Raw genomic sequence first — 22,554 nt, forward strand, 5'->3', positions numbered from 1 at the left:
CAAAGGAGAGTACAGATGAATCCATTTGAATATACAAGTGCATTACAGTACAAAGTGAAATCACTGGCACAGCAGATCGCCGAATTTAAATCCGGCGAGAGATACCGGAAATTAGAAGAAGAATATAAGAGTATTATTCGGAAACTTGAAAAAAATATCCGGGAATTAAAACAAGAATTAGCACAGGCACGTAAGGAAATCCGGTCTGTCCGGAAGCAATGGATGGAAGCAAATGATGATCTTTACCACGAATGTCAGAAAGAACTTGACAGGAAAGACCGTCTCATTGCAAAGCTCAAAAAAGAGAATCTGGAAGTTGTTCGCCAGAGAGATGAAGCATTAGATAAATACCGTGATATGAGACGGGAATTCTACCGGGTAGGGGCGGAACTGGAAGAAGAAAAAGGCCTGAACCAAAAACTGACTGCGCAGGTCAATATGGATTTTGAGAATTCATCCATCCCCTCTTCCCAGCAGAAACCCGGCAGGAAAAAAATCCCGAACAGCCGGGTAAAAACTGACCGGAAACCAGGCGGACAGCCAGGCCATGCCGGACACCGCAGGAAGCTCCATGCCGTAACAGAGACACATGAAATCCCTGCGCCTGCAAAATACCTGGATAAAGAGAATTATTATGAGACAGGAAAAATCATTCGGAAACAGAAAGTGGTCATCCAGATGTCTGTAGCGGTCATGGAATATACGACAAAGGAATACCGTGACAAAAGAACCGGAGCCCGTGTACATGCTCCATTTCCAGAAGGATATATTAATGAAGTGAACTATGACGGGACGGTGAAGGCACTTGCCTTTCTCCTGAGCAATGAATGCAACGTATCCCATGGAAAAATAAGAAAGCTAATCTCAGAATTGACAAAAGGCGAGATCGAACTGTCCGACGGCATGATCAATGGTCTTACCAGGGAATTTTCAGCGAAAACAGCGGAAGAGAAAAAAGAGATTATAAAGAAACTAATGCAGTCTCCGGTCATGAATGCAGATTTTACAAACGCATCTGTAAATGGGCACAGTGCGCAGGTCCTTATACTTGCATCCCCGATCGCAGATGTGGCACTTTATATAGGCAGGGAGAAAAAAGGGCATAAAGGAATAGAAGGAACGCCGCTTGAGAATTATGTTGGGATTGTCTTGCATGACCATGACAAGACATTTTACCGTTATGGAACAAAACATCAGGAGTGTACCCAGCATGACTGCCGCTATCTGATCGGAAGCGAGCAGAATGAGCCGCAGCTGGAATGGAACAAGGAGATGCACGGATTGTTCCAGGAGATGCTGCATTACCGAAATGGGTTGGGGGAGAAAGAACTTGATCCGATAATTGTTGAGGGATTCGAGAAAAGGTATGACGAAATCCTGAACAAGGCGGAGAAAGAATATCAGGATGAGCCGCCGACTGAGTATTATAGGGAAGGGTATAATCTATTTCTCCGGTTAAGGGAATATAAAGAAAGTGAATTATTGTTCCTGCATGATAAACGGGTTCCAGCCAATAATTCCCTATGTGAAAGATTGGCAAGAGTCTATAAACGAAAACAGAAGCAGGCAATTACTCTGCGGAGCCAAGAAAGTTTAAACGATATTTGTAATGGCTTAAGCATAGTCTATTTGTTACGCGCACAAAATGTAGATGTATATCAGAAGATAACAGAAATATATGAACGGAAACGCCCGCCCAAAATAAAACAGGAAAAGGTTGTTGCTAAAGCTTAACGCCAAAGCAGCAACCTTTTCTTTATTATACAGATGGCGTGGGTGTGAAAAGTAACCACTTTTTTGGTAACAAATTAAACACCTATTGACTTTTTATTGATTTTACTGAAATGTTAAAATGTGTTGCTTGTAGCAACGGGCAGTTCTGTCTACAATATTGGTAACAACTAAAAGAAAGGAGATCTTCCCCAATGCTCAATGAAAATATTAAAACAATCAGAAAATCAAAAGGACTTTCGCAGCAAGAGCTTGCCGTTAAGCTCGACGTAGTGCGGCAAACAATATCTAAATGGGAGCAAGGACTGTCTGTTCCCGATTCAGATATGTTAATCTCTATATCGGAAGTGCTTGAAACACCCGTGAGTACATTGCTTGGAGAAAATGTCATTAAGACGGAAGTTGATGAGTTAAAGGCAATTTCCGCAAAATTAGAGGTAATAAACTTGCAGCTTGCACAGAGAAAAACCACAAGAAAAAGAATTGTGTTTTGGATCCTTATTTTATTGTGTATAGTGATACTCTCAATTTTTGCAGTCTTATTGGCATTAGAAAGTCCTTACTCGGGTTGGGATTATAGTGATCCTGAAACCGCCGTTCTCGGGACGGCATTTCACTCATTTGAATGGCTGTTTGTCAGAGTCGCACCAATTATCCTTATCGGTACGGTCATTGGAATATTCTTGACGCGGAAGAAAGAATAATCTTCCGAAAAAGGGACATGTGGTTTTTACGGAACGGAGGAGTATCCTGTGTCTAAAGGATACTCCTGCCGCATAAGTTGTCATCTCCGGTCTGCGGGCTTCGCCTGTTTGCTGCCGCAGTTACAGTACCCGTATTCTTTTTACTGCCGGAATCGGGTGTATAGCTGTCAGAGTCTCCGGATGGTTGTTGTGTTCCGGGCTGCGTTGATGTGTCGTTATTTCCTGGGATTGACGGATTCGCCGGCCCCGGATTCACTGGGGGCTTATCTGTTTTTACAGATTTCCAGGCGACAGCAATGGGAGACAGGCCGTGAACAGTGAACCGAAGCCCTTCTTCGGTCTTCATAACTTCAGGCGCTTCTACTTCTCCCGGCTTATATCCGTTCATCTCATGTGTAAACATATGCGTTATAATGAAATCATACTCTGTGCCGTTGGTTCCTTTGGGATAGGGCAATGTCACAGGCAGTCCTTCCGGCGGGAAATTCTCCGGCGATGCAGTTTCCCAGGTCTTACCGCCGTCCAGGCTGATCTGAAGCCTGACGTCATAGAGCGCTGTATTTTCTTTGAGATATCCCTGATTTTCCACTGCCGCACGGGTAAGCGCTTGCTTAATCTTTTCCTCGGTATCTATTCCGGCTGCGATCAATGCTTCCGGGATGTCTTTGATCCCTTCCGTGATATCAATACGCATCTCTTCGCCCATGATGACGGATACCGTTAATTCTCGAACGACGCTGTGCGTTGACGCATCATAACCTTCAACGTCTGTATAATCATAATTTGTGTCATCTACTTTCAGCCTGGCTTTGTAGCCTGGTTTCGTGCTGCTGACAGTTTCATCCGGCGCAAGCCATTCCCATCCCTGGGGCAGAACGGCCAAAGACAGCGGCGCACCTTGCTTGGTACTTAAGTTTTCAGGAAGCGTAATCTCTGCCGGGGGAGCTTTTGTTATCTCGAATTCTTTTTCAGCCGGAGCAGATGATGCATAGTGACTGTCCTCTTCTACGAATACTGACACCTTATAGTTTCCGGCATTCACAGGGGCATCCGTCAATGTCTTCCAGCCATCTGCAGCCTTCTGATACCATGTGCAGCGCAGTTCGCCCTGGCTTCCGCTTATCATAACATCCTCCCTGTTGATTGCCGCAGGCTGTCCGTCATACATCTTGTTTAGATTGGAAGAATCCTTGAATGTGACCGTGCTGTCATTCTTGCCGATCACAAATTCTACAGGGTCACTCTCAAGGCCCAAATAATCTTCCGTCTTTGCAACAATGGCTTTCACATACCAGGTGCCGGGTTCTGTCGGTATCTCAGCGCTGTAGGAATTGCTGTCGGAAGCTGTGCCGTAGAGATACTGCACTTCTCCGAATCGTGCTTCTGCATGGGGCGTTGACGGAACATCACCATATTTCCACCCAGAGATTGCGGTAAGTTTCGTAATCCATTGATTGGTCCAGATGAAATGCAGAGTCACTTTCATGGACCTATTATTACCACAGTCATAGGTGTATGTGACATCTTCCCCAAACGGAATATTTGTCAGGATCATGCCGTCAACGGAAAGCTGCGCGTTTGTTAAATCCGATATCTTGGATGGATCCAGCTTCGGATCTGCTGAACCCAGATCATAAGAACTCTGGTTTTCTGCCAAAATAATTGTGTCATACTGTTCACAATCTTCAAATGTTGTTACCTTATCTGGAATGATCAGGCTTTTTAAACGGTTGCCTGTGCAGCCTAAGTTACTTATATCAATATTTCCGCTTACATCTAACATCTCTAACTGATTATTCCGGCACCAGAATATTATCAAATCTGGATTCTTGCTCACATCCATCTCTTTCAATTGATTATCATCGCAGTAAAAATAATGCAGATCAGCATTCTGGGATACATCCAGTGTTTTCAACAGGTTTTTCCTTGTATCAAAATAATCTAATATGGATTTATCTTTCACATCTATCTCTGTCAGTCGGTTATTGGCACAGACTAGATTCTTGAGCTTATTGTCCCCGGTGATATTTAATTCTGTCAACTGATTATCCGAACACCGCAAATGGGACAAATTCGAGCAATCACTGACATCCAGGGATGTAAGCTGGTTCTTTTGGATGGAAAGGGTTATCAAGTTAGAAAAACCTTTGAGCTGGATTTCTGTCAGCTGATTGTTTTCGCAACTCAGTGAAGTCAGTGCAGTATTTCCGCTAAGATCTAATGTGGTCAATTGATTGTTTTCACATCGAAGCTCTTTAAGAGCCGGATTTGAAGCAAGATTCAGCGCTGCCAGTTGATTGTTGTAGCAATATAGACTTTTTAGCTGTGAATTGCCGGCTGTATCCAGAGCAGTAAACTGGTTATTGTCGCACCATAGAACCTGAAGCTGTCCATTGCTGCTAAGATCCAGTTCTGTCAATTTACATCCGCTACAGTATAATGTATGCAGTTCCGTACAGTTCTTCACATTCAGCGTCGTCAGATTCCAAGTCTCTGAGCAGTTCAAATACTGAAGCTTAGTGTTCTTGCTCACATCTATGGACTTCAGATACGTGCCGTTACAGTGCAGAGTCGTCAGATTCTCGAAATGCTCGATTCCTGCAAGACTTTCGGCATTTAAACTTCTGTTTTTCATATCTAATACCGTTATTAATTCAATCTCGCCGGCGGTAAATTTGTTCGGGTCGCTATGGAATTTTAGCATATTGGGATCAGTCCGCAGGTATTCCCGAAAACCTGCATCCGGGAAATTCTCTTCATTGATCTCCACATCCTCCATCTGTGCGCACAATGCAGTCATCATGGTCATTTCCGATATACCGTAGAATAATATGGCAGACAGTACGATCATCAGGATGCGTTTTAAGATTTGCTTTTGCGTAGTCATTACTTCTTTTCCTCTCTTCTTATAAAATCCCTAAATCTCTGGCTGTAAGCACTGCATCCGCCTTGCCGCAAACACCCAGCTTCCGGTAGTTCTCCTTCACATGATACTTCACCGTTGCCTCCTTCATGGAGAGCTCCCCGGCGATCTGTGATGCGCTCTTTCCTTCCGCCTGCAGGCGCAGGATGGCTAATGCCGCCTCACAGAAATCCGGCGCTTTGGCAAGCCGGCCTTTTAAATACGCCGGGTAGCGCACCGCCACCTTCCCTGTTTCCTCTATGAGCCGGGACAGCCATATCTTATCCGGCACCTCCTTTTCCAGAAGGTTCCTCCCCGCCGCCGCAAACAATTCCTGTGCCGCCGCCCCTTCCTCGCTGACAAGGCGTATAAAATGATATCCGCAGGCTTCCTTCAGCGCAGGGAAAAATTCCTCCTTCCACTCCCCGCCTGTCCGATATTTCGCTATGGCGCTAAGGAGGCACACTTCCATGCGGATATAGGTGCGCCCGCATTTTTCCGCATAATAGCGCAGCTTTTCCAGTAATGCCTGCGCTTTTAAATACTCCCCAAGCGAAAGGTAACAGCGCACTTTCGTAAGATAACGGTAACGATTTAAAATACAGAACTCTCTGTCTTCGTCCGGGGCCCGCCCCATCCACGCCAGCACCGCCTTCCTGTCACCCCGGTAAAGGGCAAGACGGCACCGCAGGGCTGCTATGTTTGGTAAAAGCTTCACCGCCCCCTGTCCTATGACACTTTTTTCAAAGGAAGCAAGGACTTCCCCTGCCGTCTGTATCTGCCCCTGAAGGGTGTCAAGCCGTACCTGAAGGCCCACGGCGGCAAAGACGATCTCCGCCATACCCCCGCCCTCCGCCTCCATCTTCGCACGGGCAAGAAGCGTCAGGACTTCGTAGGTATCCCCGCCTTTTTCATAAAGGCTCTCGCCTAAGGCCGCTTTCACAAGCCCTTTCCCGTACCGTCCCAGCACCCGCTCCACCAGTTTCCCGATGGTTGCTGCAAGATTCCGATCTTCCCTGCTCCAGTGACAGAAGTCCTTGCCCCCGTTCATGGTGCTTGGGCAATTGGCTGTCACCGAAAATTCCGGCAAGCTCATCCCTTTATCAAAGATCAGGGAGGGCATTTTCTTCATAATCCCGATCATGTCCGCGCTCCCCCGGTGGGGCAGCGCGATGTCGAGGTAGGCAAGACGGCTTAATGCCTCCCGCCTGCGTCCGCCTTTCGCGGCTGATGCAAAACCTTCCAGCTTTTTATACCAGTATTCACTTTCCTCCTCCTGGAGCAGCAGGGAATAGAGCATGCTCATCCCCGCCATCAGTACCGGGCTCTCCTCCAGTTCCTTTTCTTCCATCTGTAAATAATAATGGCGCAGTTCAAAGTAATGACCGTTGCCAGGGTTCAGCCGCGCATTCCTGATCAGTAACTCCCTGATTCGTTCCTTATTGCCGCACTGTTCAAACATGGCAAGGGCAGGCACGATCTGCCCCTGCATCTCATAATACAGCCCCGCATTATACACATGTCCTGCCCTCTCTTGGGGGCTGTACTCCTTTGCCGCCCGTCTGCGCAGCGCCCTGATAAGCTGCGGCCGCAGGCGGTATACGCCGTCCTCGCAGGAAATGAAGTTCCCGGTCTCCACCGCCCTCTCCAGAAGCTCCGGCGCATGGCAATTCCCCGTGACCATCTCCGCAAAGGGCAGGGTAAATTCATCGGCAATGCTCACCTGCATCAAAAATTCCAGAAGATCGCTGTCCCACTGTACCATCACGTGGCTTTCCAGATACCCCGCAAATGCCTCCGCGATCTCCTGCTCCAGCTTTGGACCGGGGCACAGGCCTTCCAGCATCTTAAGGGCGGCATGGCGCACGATATAGGCATTACCCCGGCTTCTTTGCGTTACAAAAGCCAGCTCTTCCTCCGTGATGTCTAGCCCCTGGGACACCATGTAGGCGTCGGTCTCCTTTTCCTTAAGCCGGAGATCATCCTCCGTGATGACGAGTAATCCTCCGCCCACATAGGGCGGCATCAGCCAAGCCGGGATGGGGCTGCGGCAGATCAGGATGAGCCATACATCCTGCCGTTTTATGAGGGAAAGGACAGCCCTGCGCCCCTCTGCATCTTTCAGCAGGTGCAGGTCATCCACAGCCACCACCGTCCGTGTTTCCGCCTCTTTTCCTCTTCCATCCTGTGCCGCCTCCAAAAGACCTGCAAAATCCTCTGCACAGGAAATATAACGGTACCTGCGCTTTGATAAGTATTGCTTCACCAGTTCCGTTTTCCCATAGCCGGTTGCCCCATAGATATAGACTGTCTTCCCATGCCTTTTTGCCGCCCGCAGTTTCTTTAATGCGGCCTCCGGCACTATATACCCTTTATCCAACTGACTTTCCCCCTTCAAAAGCCTGAGACTGCCACACCCTTCAGGTTATCCCCAGATCAAAAAAAGGACCGGCTATACTGCTTGCTTAACAGATTGTGCGCTTTACCCATCTTTTTCAACCTCATTTCCATAAAGTTTTCACGTCACAGATGCATGATGTATCAAAGCTACGCTTTATTTTACGCCACTTCTTCTGTTAAGTCCACTCTCCAAACGGATAGTCTGGGGCACTTTTTTTGTTTTTTCAAAAAAGTTTCAAAAAAATTTTATAATTTCTCTTGTTATTGATCCAATTTCGTTCTGATTTATATTCATTTATATATTATTCCCCTGTACGATTCAAACATAATAAAAGGCCAATCCATACGAGACAGAATGACCTTTTCGGGCAAGATACGCTTGCCTTGCAATATCAACAAAAATGCAGCATATAGACACAGCCCCATTGAAATCTTTAAAAGTAACATTGCCAATCGATGCCTTCCGTAGTAAGCATATTCAGAAAACTCTGTTCCACAGAATATGCTGCATAGGCAATAAGATACGGTTCGCACCCTCCCTGAACAGCTAAAATGCAGAACATAATCATCTCCCCTCGCGCCAGATCAATTCCTGTTCGGGCATAATAATCCCTATAACAATTTGCCGCTGCATCAATAATCAGATATTATATTGCGGAAATACGGAACCGTTCATAAAATTCTTCAAGGCATGACATTTATACAAAGAAAACCCCGCAAACACTGATGTTTGCGGGCTTTTTCAAACTCCCCGAGTTGGGCTCGAACCAACAACCCCACGGTTAACAGCCGTGTGCTCTACCATTGATACACTTACATACCGGAAAATCTCTTTCATAAATTATTCAAGTTGCTTTCAATTTCTTATTTGCTTTCAGAATTGCTTTCAATTTTTCGCTTGCTTTCAAGATTGCTTTCAGTTTTATAATCCAGTAATCCTATAATTGGTTGCAACTGATTCTTTCTGCTTTTGCAAAACTCCAACCTCAATCAATCTATTCAAATACCCTACCGTAGTAGTCGTACCCTTTCCGCAAATTGTTTCTGCTGTTGCACGGTCAATTTCATCATGAGTTTTAAAATATTCAATAATTGGGTATATTTGTTTCTTCTCTCTCTCGCTTAACTTTTGGCTGCATACGTCTAACATATACTCATATATTTTCTTTCTGTCTTCCATGGTTTCTTTTTCTTCTTCTGTCATCTCTCTGAAAGCATTGCCCAACAATGGATTTCCACGATCATCAGTTAGCCGATATCCATCTGAAGTTAAAATGTAGAATGTTTCTTCTATCATTTGATTTTCTTTTACAGCCTTATTTTCGCTAAGAATTTTTAGATACTTTTCGCATGCGAATGAATTGATAGTTATCCCAATATCTGTTTTTTCTAAAATAGGTAATTTAGCATTTATTTTCTCACATTCAACTCGTACCTTCCAAAAGCCTCTTCCCCAAGATTCTATCTCCCCAGCCCGGTAAAACACATCTGCGATTTTAGGATTATATGGCACGGATTCATGCTGCTGATATAAGGAAGCGCCTATCGGAATACTCTCAGGCCATTTCCCGACATTAAAAATCTTAATATGGTCTTCATATACGGAAATCTGTATTGGCGTGCCTTTCTCGTATTGCTTATGGTTAACAGGGTTCAACAACAGCTCTCTGATGATTTCACCAGGAAGCATATATGTCTCCATTCTCTGTAACTTATCATAAGAAATCAAAGCTTTGAAATACTTCGTATATAATACATCCATCGCTCTGTCAGCCTGCGTAATCAATGGTCCATGAATATCGTCCTTATATATAATATCTGCATCTCTATTCTTTCCATATGTCCCCGCCGGTGCAAAAAAAGCTATTTTAATATATGCCCCTGTAACATACTGTTCAGGATCCGGATGAAACAAAAGAATTGCAGCGCGGGTCAAGTAGTTTCCATCATATAGTTTAAGGTTTTTAAGCAGAACTTCATCTGACACATCTACTTCAGATTTACTCATCCTGCTATTCTTAACAGCTTTAGAACGAAAAGCATTTAACGCATTCTTATCAAGATCTTCCACAGAAACTCCTGGTATGGGAACTGAATCCCATGTTTTTCCTGCACGCTCTAACAAAAAACTCTGCAGTTCAAATCCCTGCAGTTCTCTAAGCGTAGAGCCTGACCTTTTATAATATTTCCCATCACAGCTTATTGCAAAAGGATAGCGTTCAATCGCTATACTAATATAATCAAGCCTTCCTTCTTGATTAAAATAGATTGGGGTTTCTTTTTCTAATCTTAAAATAGCCTGTTTGCATCTTTTAATTTCTGTTTCACCGCAATTATCAATTATCTCTGAATTAATTTTGCCACTTGCATATTTATTTACAAGTTTTTCAGATATATTGATTGGAACATTATTCCCATACCTGATATTAACTCCCTGCCTGTCTGCATGATGTATTTTTATACTTGCAACAATCCCTAATTTGTCATTGATCTTATTAGGCAAGGATTCAAGAAGAATTCGGGAATCTTTAAGTCCAACAACATATCCGTCATCATTGACTCCCACATAAAGGATTCCTCCATCCATATTTGCATAACCACATAACCACTTTAAAAAATCATCATTCCAAGACCATTTCCACTCAGTATATTGATTCTCTCCTTCAGATATATCCAAATCTCTGTTTTCGTATATACCCATTTCTCTGTCCATTCTTCCTTACTGCCCATCCTTCATTAAAACATACTCATTTATCTCAAACACTTATAATTCCGAATACTCAAATACAGCGCGCTCCCGCTTCATTTATAAGTTACTTTTTACAGTTCAAAATTTTTTCTAATAATCCCTGTTTTCAATATACTCTACCACAGAAAACTGATATATAACCTTTACAGATACTTTATCTTTTGCTGCATATTTCTTACCTTGTTTTTCAAAAAAAATACACAAAAACCTGTAAACAACCGCGTCTACAGGTTTTGCTAAACTATTCTATTAACTCCCCGAGTTGGGCTCGAACCAACAACCCCACGGTTAACAGCCGTGTGCTCTACCATTGAGCTATCGAGGATTATTCTATTAATCGAAAGAAACACTAACTATATTATACTCTTCCGTATCGTATATAGCAAGTGTTTTTTATCATGTACCTTCAAAACTGCATACAAGAAATCCTGTTCATCCTTCTTCTACCTATCTCCGCTTTGGTCATGCCCTCGACCGATTAGTTGCGGTCAGCTCCATACATTACTGCACTTCCACCTCCGCCCTATCTACCTTGTCGTCTTCAAGGGGTCTTACAACTTGCGTTGGGATATCTCATCTTGAGGGGGGCTTCACGCTTAGATGCCTTCAGCGTTTATCCCCTCCCGGCTTGGCTACTCTGCCATGACCTTGATAAGTCAACAGATACACCAGCGGCCAGTCCATCCCGGTCCTCTCGTACTAAGGACAGCTCCTCTCAAATATCCTACGCCCACGCCGGATAGGGACCGAACTGTCTCACGACGTTCTGAACCCAGCTCGCGTACCGCTTTAATGGGCGAACAGCCCAACCCTTGGGACCTACTTCAGCCCCAGGATGCGATGAGCCGACATCGAGGTGCCAAACCACTCCGTCGATGTGAACTCTTGGGAGTGATAAGCCTGTTATCCCCAGGGTAGCTTTTATCCGTTGAGCGATGGCAATCCCACTTTATACCACCGGATCACTAAGTCCTACTTTCGTACCTGCCCCACCCGTCGGTGTCGCAGTCAAGCTCCCTTCTGCCTTTGCGCTCTCCGAATGGTTTCCGTCCATTCTGAGGGAACCTTTGAGCGCCTCCGATACCCTTTCGGAGGCGACCGCCCCAGTCAAACTCCCCACCTGACATTGTCCCCAGGCCGGCTTACGGCCTCTGGTTAGAAATCCAATACTGCAAGGGTGGTATCCCAACAGCGGCTCCATGGCAACTGGCGTCACCACTTCTCTGCCTCCCACCTATCCTGTACATGCAATACCGAATCCCAGTATCAAGCTGGAGTAAAGCTCCATGGGGTCTTTCCGTCCTGGCGCGGGTAACCAGCATCTTCACTGGTACTTCAATTTCACCGGGTGCATTGTCGAGACAGTGCCCAAATCATTACGCCTTTCGTGCGGGTCGGAACTTACCCGACAAGGAATTTCGCTACCTTAGGACCGTTATAGTTACGGCCGCCGTTTACTGGGGCTTCAATTCTAAGCTTCGCTTTCGCTAACCTCTCCTCTTAACCTTCCAGCACCGGGCAGGCGTCAGCCCGTATACTTCACCTTTCGGTTTCGCACAGACCTGTGTTTTTGCTAAACAGTTGCTTGGGCCTATTCTCTGCGGCCAGTCTTACCTGGCACTCCTTCTCCCGAAGTTACGGAGTCTTTTTGCCGAGTTCCTTGACAATGCTTCTCCCGTCGGCCTTAGGATTCTCTCCTCATCCACCTGTGTCGGTTTACGGTACGGGCACAATAAGAACGATAGCGGCTTTTCTCGACGCATGGCTCACATACTTCCCTACTCTTCTTCGGTCCGCATCACGTATTCGGATCATTGTACGGATTTGCCTCTACAACTCCTACCTCGCTTGCACCGGTCTCTTCATTCCCGGCTTATGCTCTCCACACGTGTCCCCACAGTTCTGTCTTATTGTGGTACAGGAATCTCAACCTGTTGTCCATCGACTACGCCTCTCGGCCTCGCCTTAGGTCCCGACTTCCCCAGGGCAGATCAGCTTTACCCTGGAAACCTTGGATATTCGGCCGGAAGGATTCCCACCTTCCTCTCGCTACTCATTCCGGCATTCTCTCTTCCATACCGTCCACAGCTCCTTATCGGTACTGCTTCCTCCAGTATGCAATGCTCCTCTACCGATCATTTCTGATCCCTAAGCTTCGGCAGTGTGTTTCAGCCCCGGACATTTTCGGCGCAGGACCTCTCGACTAGTGAGCTATTACGCACTCTTTGAATGTATGGCTGCTTCTAAGCCAACATCCTAGTTGTCTTTGAAATCCCACATCCTTTTCCACTTAACACACATTTTGGGGCCTTAGCTGTAGGTCTGGGCTCTTTCCCTTTCGACTGCCCAACTTATCTCGTGCAGTCTGACTCCCATACACCATCTCGGCGGCATTCGGAGTTTGATATTCTTCGGTAAGCTTTGACGCCCCCTAGGAAATTCAGTGCTCTACCTCCGCTAGACTTGTATGAGGCTAGCCCTAAAGCTATTTCGAGGAGAACCAGCTATCTCCGGGTTCGATTGGAATTTCTCCCCTATCCACACCTCATCCCCACCCTTTTCAACGGATGTGGGTTCGGACCTCCATTGCCTTTTACGGCAGCTTCATCCTGGACATGGATAGATCACCCGGTTTCGGGTCTGCTCCGACCGACTTACTCGCCCTTTTAAGACTTGGTTTCCCTTCGGCTCCCTTCCTTATAGAAGTTAACCTCGCCGGCCAGCGCAACTCGCCGGACCGTTCTACAAAAAGTACGCGGTTCACCATATATAGGTGTTCCACAGCTTGTAAACATATGGTTTCAGGTTCTCTTTCACTCCCCTCCCGGGGTCCTTTTCACCGTTCCTTCACAGTACTATGCGCTATCGGTCACTAAGGAGTATTTAGCCTTACGGGGTGGTCCCCGCTCATTCCCACAAGGTTCCACGTGTCTCGTGGTACTCTGGATCCCGCCTTGTCATTCGTCTTTTCGCTTACGGGGCTTTCACCCTCTCTGGCCGGCTTTCCCAAAACCGTTCTGCTAAAACTCATGAATCAATTATGCGGTCCGAACCCCAGGATGCATGCACCCTGGTTTGGGCTCTTTCCATTTCGCTCGCCGCTACTTTGGAAATCGATGTTTCTTTCTCTTCCTCCGGCTACTTAGATGTTTCAGTTCACCGGGTTCCCTTCCTTACGTTATGGATTGGCGTAAGGATGACGGAGGTCTTCTCCGCCGGGTTTCCCCATTCAGATATCTCCGGATCGTTGGATATGTGCTCCTCCCCGAAGCTTTTCGCAGCTTATCACGTCTTTCATCGGCTCTTAGTGCCAAGGCATCCACCATATGCTCTTTTCTGCATGACCAACTGACTCGCGGAAACGGAATCGTCCCGCTCATCCTCACCGGCATAGCGTTGCCGGCGTTGGCTATAGGTCAATTATTTTTCTTCGTTTTCTTCGAAGTATTACCTCGGATGTCTTGAATTAGATATTAATATCTTCATCATTTCATTTATTTCTTGTATGCGGTTTTCAAGGTACATGCTGATGTTTTCCGGCATTATGTCAGAAAACATCCAATGGAGAATACGAGATTCGAACTCGTGACCTCCTGCTTGCAAGGCAGGCGCTCTCCCAACTGAGCTAATCCCCCGTTAGGGTTTTTAATAAATTTACTGGGCTTAAGTGACCTTACCTCTATGGGTGAAGGTTTACTTACTGGGCTTAAGTGGGCCTTACCTCTTTTACCGTAAGGCTTACTTACTGGGCTTAAGTGGACTCGAACCACCGACCTCACGCTTATCAGGCGTGCGCTCTAACCGGCTGAGCTATAAGCCCTTCCTTCTGATCCCGGTTCAATACGGGTATGTTCACCTCACCTTCGTTCGGTGAACGACTTAAAAATCTAACCTCAGCCATCCTTCGAATGTCTTCACTAAGATTTTTATAGTCTGGCAGCCACCTGCTCTCCCACACCGTCTCCAATGCAGTACCATCGGCCGCTTAGGGCTTAACCATCGTGTTCGGGATGGGTACGGGTGTTTCCCCTAAGCGCATCGCCACCAGACATTGCCAACGATCCTTTTGACAGAACCATCAACTTACTCTCTCCATCCTTGATAACTAAACAATAGACAACATTCCCTTACTTCTTTTCCTTTAGAAAGGAGGTGATCCAGCCGCACCTTCCGATACGGCTACCTTGTTACGACTTCACCCCAGTTATCGGTCCCACCTTCGACGGCTCCCTCCGATTGGTTGGGTCACCGGCTTCGGGCGTTACTGACTCCCATGGTGTGACGGGCGGTGTGTACAAGACCCGGGAACGTATTCACCGCGACATTCTGATTCGCGATTACTAGCGATTCCAGCTTCATGTAGTCGAGTTGCAGACTACAATCCGAACTGAGACGTTATTTTTGGGATTTGCTCACATTCACATGCTTGCTTCCCTTTGTTTACGCCATTGTAGCACGTGTGTAGCCCTGGTCATAAGGGGCATGATGATTTGACGTCATCCCCACCTTCCTCCAGGTTGTCCCTGGCAGTCTCTCTAGAGTGCCCACCTCAAATGCTGGCTACTAAAGATAAGGGTTGCGCTCGTTGCGGGACTTAACCCAACATCTCACGACACGAGCTGACGACAACCATGCACCACCTGTCTCCAGTGCTCCGAAGAGAAGGGACGGTTAAGTCCCGGTCACCGGGATGTCAAGATCAGGTAAGGTTCTTCGCGTTGCTTCGAATTAAACCACATGCTCCACCGCTTGTGCGGGTCCCCGTCAATTCCTTTGAGTTTCATTCTTGCGAACGTACTCCCCAGGTGGACTACTTATTGCGTTGGCTGCGGCACCGAATGGCTTTGCCACCCGACACCTAGTAGTCATCGTTTACGGCGTGGACTACCAGGGTATCTAATCCTGTTTGCTCCCCACGCTTTCGAGCCTCAACGTCAGTCATCGTCCAGCAGGCCGCCTTCGCCACTGGTGTTCCTCCTAATATCTACGCATTTCACCGCTACACTAGGAATTCCGCCTGCCTCTCCGACACTCCAGCCACACAGTTCCAAATGCAGTCCCGGGGTTGAGCCCCGGGCTTTCACATCTGGCTTGCACAGCCGTCTACGCTCCCTTTACACCCAGTAAATCCGGATAACGCTTGCCCCCTACGTATTACCGCGGCTGCTGGCACGTAGTTAGCCGGGGCTTCTTAGTCAGGTACCGTCATTTTCTTCCCTGCTGATAGAGCTTTACATACCGAAATACTTCATCGCTCACGCGGCGTCGCTGCATCAGGGTTTCCCCCATTGTGCAATATTCCCCACTGCTGCCTCCCGTAGGAGTCTGGGCCGTGTCTCAGTCCCAATGTGGCCGGTCACCCTCTCAGGTCGGCTACTGATCGTCGGCTTGGTGGGCCGTTACCCCGCCAACTACCTAATCAGACGCGGGCCCATCTTACACCACCGGAGTTTTTACCGCTGTACCATGCGGTACTGCGGTCTTATGCGGTATTAGCAGTCATTTCTAACTGTTATCCCCCTGTGTAAGGCAGGTTGCCCACGCGTTACTCACCCGTCCGCCGCTCAGTCACAAAAATCTTCATCCGAAGAATCGAATTAAAGTGCTTCGCTCGACTTGCATGTGTTAGGCACGCCGCCAGCGTTCATCCTGAGCCAGGATCAAACTCTCGTCTAAAAAGCTTAGGTTTGGTTTTATACAAACCTTAGCGTTTAGGCGCTTCGCAATACTTAGCGAGGTTTTTCACAAGCTTAGTATTGCCGAAGCATCCTTTAAGTCCAATCCGGGTCAAGAAAAATGCTCGCTTTTCTTTTCCCGTTTACTTTACTGTTTTAAGGTTGACATCTTTCGATGTCTCGTTCTGAATTTCTGAATTTTTCTCTTATAAGAAATTTTCAGGGATGTTGTCTATTGTTTAATTATCAAGGTTCTCTGCTGTTGTCTTGCTTGCGACAGCTATGATAGATTACCATATCTTTCTCAGTTTGTCAACAACTTTTTTAAATTTTTTAAAATTTCTTTTTCGCTGTCATTTTTCAAATTGCTTTCATCTGACAGCTAAATTAGATTACCATATTTGGCGAATCCTGTCAACAACTTTTTTACATGTTTTTCCAAAAAATAAAGAAGCTGTCATGCAATCTTTTATCCATACAATATATAGATATGAACCCCAAAGATTCATCATATATATTGAAGAAATGCATACTGCAGTCCAGCCTCTTTTTATCCAAATTATTGTCTTACTTAAATATCGTAGCCAGCTTCATCACCGGATTATAATCATACAATACCTTCAGGAATTCACTCTCCTGTATCATCTCGAAGAACATCTTGCCAACCGGAGTCGTGAAGAATAACGTGACGAGCAGATAGAGCAGCCAGACGATCACCAGCGCTCCCACGGCTCCCATGAGCCCGCCCACAAGATGATTCACCGCGCCGACTCCCGGAAGATCCGCCACGATATCCAGCGCAAACACGACAGCCCTGAATATGATCGTTACCAGCAGAAATGTACACAGGAAAGATACAATATTAATAAGCAGCTTGGCAAGATAACTCCCCACATACTGAGCGAAGGTCTCCACCCCCAACTGCTTGTAGATCTCACTGTTGTTGTTCTCCGTCAGCAGCTTCTTATACACCTCCGGAATATCTGCGTTTTGGATCACCTCGGTCTGTACATCCCGCGGAATCTCTGTCTCACCCAACACCTCCTGCGCCGAACGCTGCCCGGAATTCACGCCGTCCAACACATTTCCGGAGATACCATATTTGGCAAGCTCACTCTTACTGACCCTTCCCTCCACGATATCCTCTATCGTAATCCCATAATCCGCGAGAGTATTCTCATCGACGCCCGCCGCCTTCAAAGCCTTCCTTACTCCCTCTTCCGACAATCCTTCTTCATTCACGCCCATGATCTGGGCCGCCGCGGCGTCGGTGATCGTATTGCTGATCTGCGTCTCTATCGCATCATCAAGCGGCGTAAACTCTGCAATTGCTTTCGCCACAAACGGCGTTGCAAATGATACGATCACGAAAGTAAGCAGTGTCGTCACCAGGGAAACCGTAATCTTGATGGCGCCTCTGACAGCTCCCACTATTATACATATTAGAAAGATTATCATAACTGCTATTAACAACCAATTCATATGTTCTCCTTATTTTACAAGCCGGATCTTCTCCATCCCGTCTGTACTCATCACAATGTATTTGTTAACACCCATTATCGGGAAGATCTCCAGGATATTATGCTCCATCTCGCCGACGAATTTCTGTATCCCATTCCTCATGAAGATACAGCATTCCTTCCCGTCGTACATGATCACCTGCCTCTTACAGATCTTCACATTATTGTAATCTCCTGTAAAATCCTTCGATATGACCAGCTTGCCGTCAACACTGTACAGCCGCAGTTCATATCCTTCCTTCCCCTCATTCTTAAGGATCAGGCCTATATATCTGTCACTGTGAAACACATTCTTAATCTTCTTATCGATATTGACTCTGACACTCTCCTGGGGTATCTCCCTGCCTTTATAGATCACAAGACAATCATCCCCGACCGCGGCCGACGTATCCTGATTCATAAAGAATCCAGTAGCCATAACCGTATTCTCATATTCCTGGCCGCTCACCTGGTTATCCGTCTCTTTCTCTCCCGCTTCACCGAAATTATAATACATAACCCGTGAAGTGATCTTGCCGTCCTGCGTGTGGAAATAGAGCACCTGCATCACTTCTCCGTCCTGCGACAAAGATACATCCAACGGGTAACCCGTTCCTGCCGGAGAAGTCTTATGTTCCACCAGAACATTCCCCTTTATATCATAGCAGATCACTTCCGCAGAGGAGTCATTCTTCAGTACCGCACTCACGATTCCCTGTTTTGACACAGATATTTTCTCAATAGGCATAGCAGTATGTATCTCCCCCTTGATCCCGTCCTTCTGGATCACGAAGATATCGTTGCCGCCCTTATCTGCGATCACTCCCGTCTCCTGTTCCAGTTCGATAAACGGACTCTTGATCTGATAAGAGTGATTCCACTGTTCTTTTCCGTTCTGATTAAGATAGGAGATTCCATCTCTGCTGTACTTTAAGATGCCTCCCTCAAATTCTCTGTAATTATTATTCGCCGCGCCTTCATTCTCATATACTTCCGTTATCCGCACCTGGCTGTAGGTCTGGAGATTCACCAGAAGATAGACTCCGACTGCAGCGGCAGCCAGCAGCACAAGCCCGAACTTAAGCTTCCATCTCGTCCGCTTCTTCCTGCCCCGTCCTTCTTCATCCTGGTACTGGCCGTCCTCACTGTTCAGTTCTTCCAGTATCTCCCTTACAATCCTATCTGTTGGATCCTCTTGTTCTCTGACAACATGAAGGTTTCTATCTTTTCGCCGTTTCATCCATCTCCCCTTCATTGCTATTCATTTGTTTTCTTGATTATATCATATTTTACCGCTATGGTAGTAACAATTTTTGTCCGATATAAATGAGATTGCCGTCCGACAGCCCATTCATCTTGCAGATTGCTTTCACATGGGATGTATCTCCGTACAGTTTCACACTGATACTGTCCAAAGTATCCCCCTTCTGGACTACATAGTAATCCTCGTCTCCTAGCTGCTCCTGTATGGTAGATGTCTCCGGCACCGTCCCTGCCGGCTCCTGCTCGCTTCCTACATCCACCGGCTCCGCCATATTGCCCGCCTCCACGGCAGCATTATCCTCACTGACCGTCTCCGTCTGCTCTTCCGTCTTATTGACCGACTGGGACAAGGACTCCAGAGAGTCCTGAACCGCCTCCATCCTGTCAAAATTATTAACGGTTGAAATACCGATTGCCAGAACTACCACTATCAGCAGTGTACTCGTAAGATATACGAACCTGGAATTCTGTCTTTCCTTCTCATCCAGCTTCACCCTTACTGCACTACGAAAATCCTTTGCAGCTCGATCTTCAACCATTTCACAGGGTGTCACGCCATTCTTTTTGCGTGTGGCGATCATATAATTCTGCATGGACGGATTCTTCTCATAATAGATATAATGGCCGCCCATCTGCATCAACTCTCCGTATTTGAAGGAATAGAAGACTTCCTCTTTATCCAGCGCATCCTTCCAGATAAATACCGTATTATCTTTGGCGAAAGACTTATTATGTATCCGCGAGATCTCTTTCATCTGTCCTGCCGGCTGACCGTTCTCGATCAGACACCACCCGATCTCTTCGCCGGACGGGAAGAACTGCTTGCGCTCCTCCTTGAGCGCCTTAAGCACATCCTCCTCTATGACAATCTCCGTACCCTCCATCCGGACTTCCTTCATCCTCATTGCCCCTGACACACAGACCACATCCTGTCCTTCCAGGCTCAGGATCTCGCCAATGAGTATGATGCCGACCGGAACTTCTGCTGCCTGCGTTCCAAGCTGGTTCAGATAGATATCCACATAATCTTCTACGTATATTTTAGGCTCATCGCTTACGTTTCCTATCTGTCTTACATTCTTCGGAAATTGTCTTTCCATATACTCTCACCTCATTTTGCATATTTTTGTTAATGATAGCATATGGAATTCGCGTATTTTATCAATCGATGGGGTTTGTCCCGTGAAATTTCCGGCACGTTACAGTCACTTTCGACGGGTTGTCTCAAAGGCTCCGCAATACTTGTCTGTAAACGTCGTAATCCACCCTTCCTTCGTCTTGGGCATCCGGTAAAATGTAACCGGCCACATATGATTAATGATAATATCCTTTTCCGTCTTATTCAGCCAGAAATTCTTCCTTGCGTTGCGGTAAGCAGCGCCGGGATGGGTCAGCCCGTGGAAATGATCTCCCGTCCTCGCGGCATGCGTATGCCAGTCATACAGGAACAGATCGTGGAGCATCCCCGCCCGCGCCGCCGAACGTGCATCCAGATGCAGCAGACGGCAAAGCCAGTAATTATAATAGGCAACATTCAGACAATGTCTGTAACAGGTCGTCTTCCCGTGATGAGTATATTTCTTCATGTGCTTCACCACAGGATGTCTGGCAATATCCCTGATCTCTTCGAAGAATTCTCTTCTCCACCTGCGCCGGAGCTTCCTCATCCGCCGTATCGCCGCAATCCCCGGCAGCCGGTCTGTCAAACTTTTTAAATTACGCATCTCTCCGACCTCCTTACCCTGCAGATCATACCGTACAGTCGGAAATATTTTACCATGAGAACATCTCCTTGTAAATCCTTCATACGCAAAAAGGATGCGCCGCTGCCGGCACATCCCCTCTTCGCTTACTCTTTATTTCACAAATTCCCTTACCTTCTCGTAGATACTCTCTGAATCCAGCCCATACTTCTTGATCAACTGAACCGCCGGTCCGGATTCGCCGAATACATCATTGATTCCGATCTTCAGAACCTTCGCAGGCGCCTTCTGTGCAACCACATCGCACACGGCGCTTCCAAGGCCGCCGATCACGGAGTGCTCCTCCACCGTCACGATCTTGCCGGTCTTCCCGGCCGCACGGATCACAGCCTCTTCATCCAGCGGTTTGATCGTATGCATATTGATAACTTCTGCACTGATCCCCTCCGCCGCCAGCTTCTCGGCTGCCGCCAGAGATTCGGATACCGGGAGGCCGGACGCGATGATGGTAACATCCGTCCCTTCTCTCAGCGTGATCGCCTTCCCAAGCTCGAACTTATAGTCCTCGTTCTCGTTAATGACCGGAACCGCCAGTCTGCCGAACCTCAGATACACCGGTCCCACATGCTCGTAAGCCGCCTTCACCGCTGCCTTCGCTTCCACATCATCCGACGGATTGATTACAACCATCCCCGGGATCGTCCTCATCAGCGCGATATCCTCATTACACTGATGGGTCGCGCCGTCTTCTCCTACAGAGATCCCCGCATGGGTCGCGCCGATCTTCACATTCAGATGCGGATATCCGATAGAATTACGCACCTGTTCAAATGCACGTCCCGCCGCGAACATAGCGAAGGAACTCGCGAACGGAACCTTGCCCGTAGTGGCGATCCCCGCCGCAACTCCCATCATATTGCTCTCTGCGATACCGCAGTCGATATGGCGTTCCGGGAATGCCTTCTTGAATACTCCCGTCTTGGTTGCCGCCGCCAGGTCGGCGTCCAATACAACGACGTCCGCATGCTCTTTTCCCAATTCGGCCAAAGCATTGCCGTAGCTCTCTCTTGTTGCGATCTTCTTTACATCTGACATAATGCTTCACCTACTTTCTCTAAATCTGCCATTGCCGTAGCATACTGCTCGTCATTCGGAGCGTTGCCGTGCCAGGATGCCTGATTCTCCATGAAGGAAACGTCCTTGCCCTTGATGGTCTTGGCAATGATCGCTGTTGGCTGTCCCTTCGTCTCTCTCGCCTCTTTGAACGCTGCCGCGATCTCATCGAAATCATTTCCATTAATATTAATCACATGGAAATTAAAAGCCTTGAACTTCTCGTCGATCGGGTACGGTGAATTGACCTCTGTGATCGGTCCGTCGATCTGAAGGTTGTTGTTATCTACGATCACCACAAGGTTGTCAAGCTTCCTGTGCGCCGCAAGCATAGAAGCCTCCCATACCTGTCCTTCCTGGATCTCGCCGTCGCCAAGCAGGGTGTATACTCTGTAGCTGTCGCCGGATAATTTGGCAGAGACCGCCATACCAACCGCAGCAGAGATGCCCTGTCCCAGAGAACCGCTTGACATATCCACGCCCGGGATGTGCTTCATATCCGGATGGCCCTGCAGATAAGAGCCTACCTTACGCAGAGTGGTAAGATCCTCTACCGGGAAGAAGCCTCTGTGTGCCAGTGTGGAATAATATCCCGGCGCCGTATGTCCCTTGGACAATACGAAACGGTCACGGTCCGCCTTCTTAGGGTCTGCCGGGTCAACGTTCATTTCCTCAAAAAACAGATACGTATAGATATCTGCCGCGGACAGGGAACCGCCCGGATGACCGGATTTGGCGCTGTGTACCGCCGTCACGATACCTTTGCGGATCTCGTTCGCTGTCTTCATCAATTCCAATTTGTTCATGCCTTCCTC

At 47.2% G+C, this 22,554-nt stretch carries 11 protein-coding genes, 3 tRNA genes and 3 rRNA genes; 2 read left to right on the plus strand and 15 right to left on the minus strand.

Annotated features, from left to right (window positions below; all coding sequences use genetic code 11):
* Positions 1-15 precede the first annotated feature (15 nt).
* Both VSQ62_RS28800 and VSQ62_RS28805 read left to right on the plus strand, forming a co-directional pair.
* Positions 16-1,734, plus strand: coding sequence for an IS66 family transposase (locus tag VSQ62_RS28800; protein ID WP_334638323.1), 1,719 nt, complete (start codon positions 16-18; stop codon positions 1,732-1,734).
* Positions 1,735-1,925: 191 nt separating this feature from the next.
* Positions 1,926-2,435: a helix-turn-helix domain-containing protein gene (locus VSQ62_RS28805; protein ID WP_334638324.1), complete on the plus strand. Its 510-nt coding sequence runs from the start codon at positions 1,926-1,928 to the stop codon at positions 2,433-2,435.
* Positions 2,436-2,487: 52 nt separating this feature from the next.
* Here VSQ62_RS28805 and VSQ62_RS28810 read toward each other — a convergent pair whose 3' ends face one another.
* From VSQ62_RS28810 to VSQ62_RS28880, 15 genes are all read right to left on the minus strand, one after another.
* Complete coding sequence (locus tag VSQ62_RS28810) at positions 2,488-5,322, minus strand: leucine-rich repeat domain-containing protein (RefSeq protein WP_286082540.1); 2,835 nt, start codon at positions 5,320-5,322, stop codon at positions 2,488-2,490.
* A 19-nt stretch (positions 5,323-5,341) separates the two neighbouring features.
* Complete coding sequence (locus VSQ62_RS28815; protein WP_286082541.1) at positions 5,342-7,717, minus strand: winged helix-turn-helix domain-containing protein; 2,376 nt, start codon at positions 7,715-7,717, stop codon at positions 5,342-5,344.
* Positions 7,718-8,659: 942 nt separating this feature from the next.
* Complete coding sequence (locus VSQ62_RS28820) at positions 8,660-10,450, minus strand: RNA/DNA-binding domain-containing protein (protein WP_286082542.1); 1,791 nt, start codon at positions 10,448-10,450, stop codon at positions 8,660-8,662.
* A gap of 289 nt (positions 10,451-10,739) precedes the next feature.
* Positions 10,740-10,811 (minus strand) — tRNA-Asn (locus VSQ62_RS28825).
* A 133-nt stretch (positions 10,812-10,944) separates the two neighbouring features.
* Positions 10,945-13,832, minus strand: a 23S ribosomal RNA gene (locus tag VSQ62_RS28830).
* Between the two features lie 216 nt (positions 13,833-14,048).
* Positions 14,049-14,121 (minus strand) — tRNA-Ala (locus tag VSQ62_RS28835).
* Between the two features lie 111 nt (positions 14,122-14,232).
* A tRNA-Ile gene (locus VSQ62_RS28840) sits at positions 14,233-14,306 on the minus strand.
* 111 nt (positions 14,307-14,417) lie between these two features.
* Positions 14,418-14,535: ribosomal RNA gene (gene rrf / locus VSQ62_RS28845) — 5S ribosomal RNA — on the minus strand.
* A 96-nt stretch (positions 14,536-14,631) separates the two neighbouring features.
* Positions 14,632-16,162, minus strand: a 16S ribosomal RNA gene (locus VSQ62_RS28850).
* The 16S, 23S and 5S rRNA genes sit together here with 3 tRNA genes alongside, the layout of an rRNA operon.
* Before the next feature lie 566 nt (positions 16,163-16,728).
* Complete coding sequence (locus tag VSQ62_RS28855; protein ID WP_334638325.1) at positions 16,729-17,643, minus strand: CvpA family protein; 915 nt, start codon at positions 17,641-17,643, stop codon at positions 16,729-16,731.
* Between the two features lie 9 nt (positions 17,644-17,652).
* The gene (locus VSQ62_RS28860) at positions 17,653-18,900 is read right to left on the minus strand and encodes a DUF5711 family protein (protein ID WP_334638326.1); all 1,248 of its coding nucleotides are present in this window, start codon (positions 18,898-18,900) and stop codon (positions 17,653-17,655) included.
* A gap of 55 nt (positions 18,901-18,955) precedes the next feature.
* Positions 18,956-20,023 (minus strand): LysM peptidoglycan-binding domain-containing protein, encoded by a 1,068-nt coding sequence (locus tag VSQ62_RS28865; protein WP_334638327.1) that lies wholly within the window; start codon positions 20,021-20,023, stop codon positions 18,956-18,958.
* A gap of 105 nt (positions 20,024-20,128) precedes the next feature.
* Positions 20,129-20,590: an HD domain-containing protein gene (locus VSQ62_RS28870; protein ID WP_334638535.1), complete on the minus strand. Its 462-nt coding sequence runs from the start codon at positions 20,588-20,590 to the stop codon at positions 20,129-20,131.
* Between the two features lie 189 nt (positions 20,591-20,779).
* A complete protein-coding gene (locus VSQ62_RS28875) occupies positions 20,780-21,721 on the minus strand; it encodes a transketolase family protein (protein ID WP_334638328.1) in 942 nt (313 codons plus the stop codon).
* Entirely contained in the window at positions 21,709-22,545 is an 837-nt protein-coding gene (locus VSQ62_RS28880; protein ID WP_334638329.1) for a transketolase, read from the minus strand. Before VSQ62_RS28880 ends, VSQ62_RS28875 begins: the two co-directional genes overlap by 13 nt.
* Between the last annotated feature and the right edge of the window lie 9 nt (positions 22,546-22,554).

It is taken from the genome of Sporofaciens sp. JLR.KK001, assembly GCF_036941055.1.
Lineage (GTDB): Bacteria > Bacillota > Clostridia > Lachnospirales > Lachnospiraceae > Sporofaciens.

Bases quoted from the DNA above. Each gene is read 5' to 3' on its own strand.
- VSQ62_RS28820 (WP_286082542.1), bottom strand. From the start codon at position 10,450: ATGGACAGAGAAATGGGTATATACGAAAACAGAGATTTGGATATATCT.
- VSQ62_RS28860 (WP_334638326.1), bottom strand. From the start codon at position 18,900: ATGAAACGGCGAAAAGATAGAAACCTTCATGTTGTCAGAGAACAAGAG.
- VSQ62_RS28810 (WP_286082540.1), bottom strand. From the start codon at position 5,322: ATGACTACGCAAAAGCAAATCTTAAAACGCATCCTGATGATCGTACTG.
- VSQ62_RS28875 (WP_334638328.1), bottom strand. From the start codon at position 21,721: ATGTCAGATGTAAAGAAGATCGCAACAAGAGAGAGCTACGGCAATGCT.
- VSQ62_RS28855 (WP_334638325.1), bottom strand. From the start codon at position 17,643: ATGAATTGGTTGTTAATAGCAGTTATGATAATCTTTCTAATATGTATA.
- VSQ62_RS28880 (WP_334638329.1), bottom strand. From the start codon at position 22,545: ATGAACAAATTGGAATTGATGAAGACAGCGAACGAGATCCGCAAAGGT.
- VSQ62_RS28805 (WP_334638324.1), top strand. From the start codon at position 1,926: ATGCTCAATGAAAATATTAAAACAATCAGAAAATCAAAAGGACTTTCG.
- VSQ62_RS28865 (WP_334638327.1), bottom strand. From the start codon at position 20,023: ATGGAAAGACAATTTCCGAAGAATGTAAGACAGATAGGAAACGTAAGC.
- VSQ62_RS28800 (WP_334638323.1), top strand. From the start codon at position 16: ATGAATCCATTTGAATATACAAGTGCATTACAGTACAAAGTGAAATCA.
- VSQ62_RS28870 (WP_334638535.1), bottom strand. From the start codon at position 20,590: ATGAGGAAGCTCCGGCGCAGGTGGAGAAGAGAATTCTTCGAAGAGATC.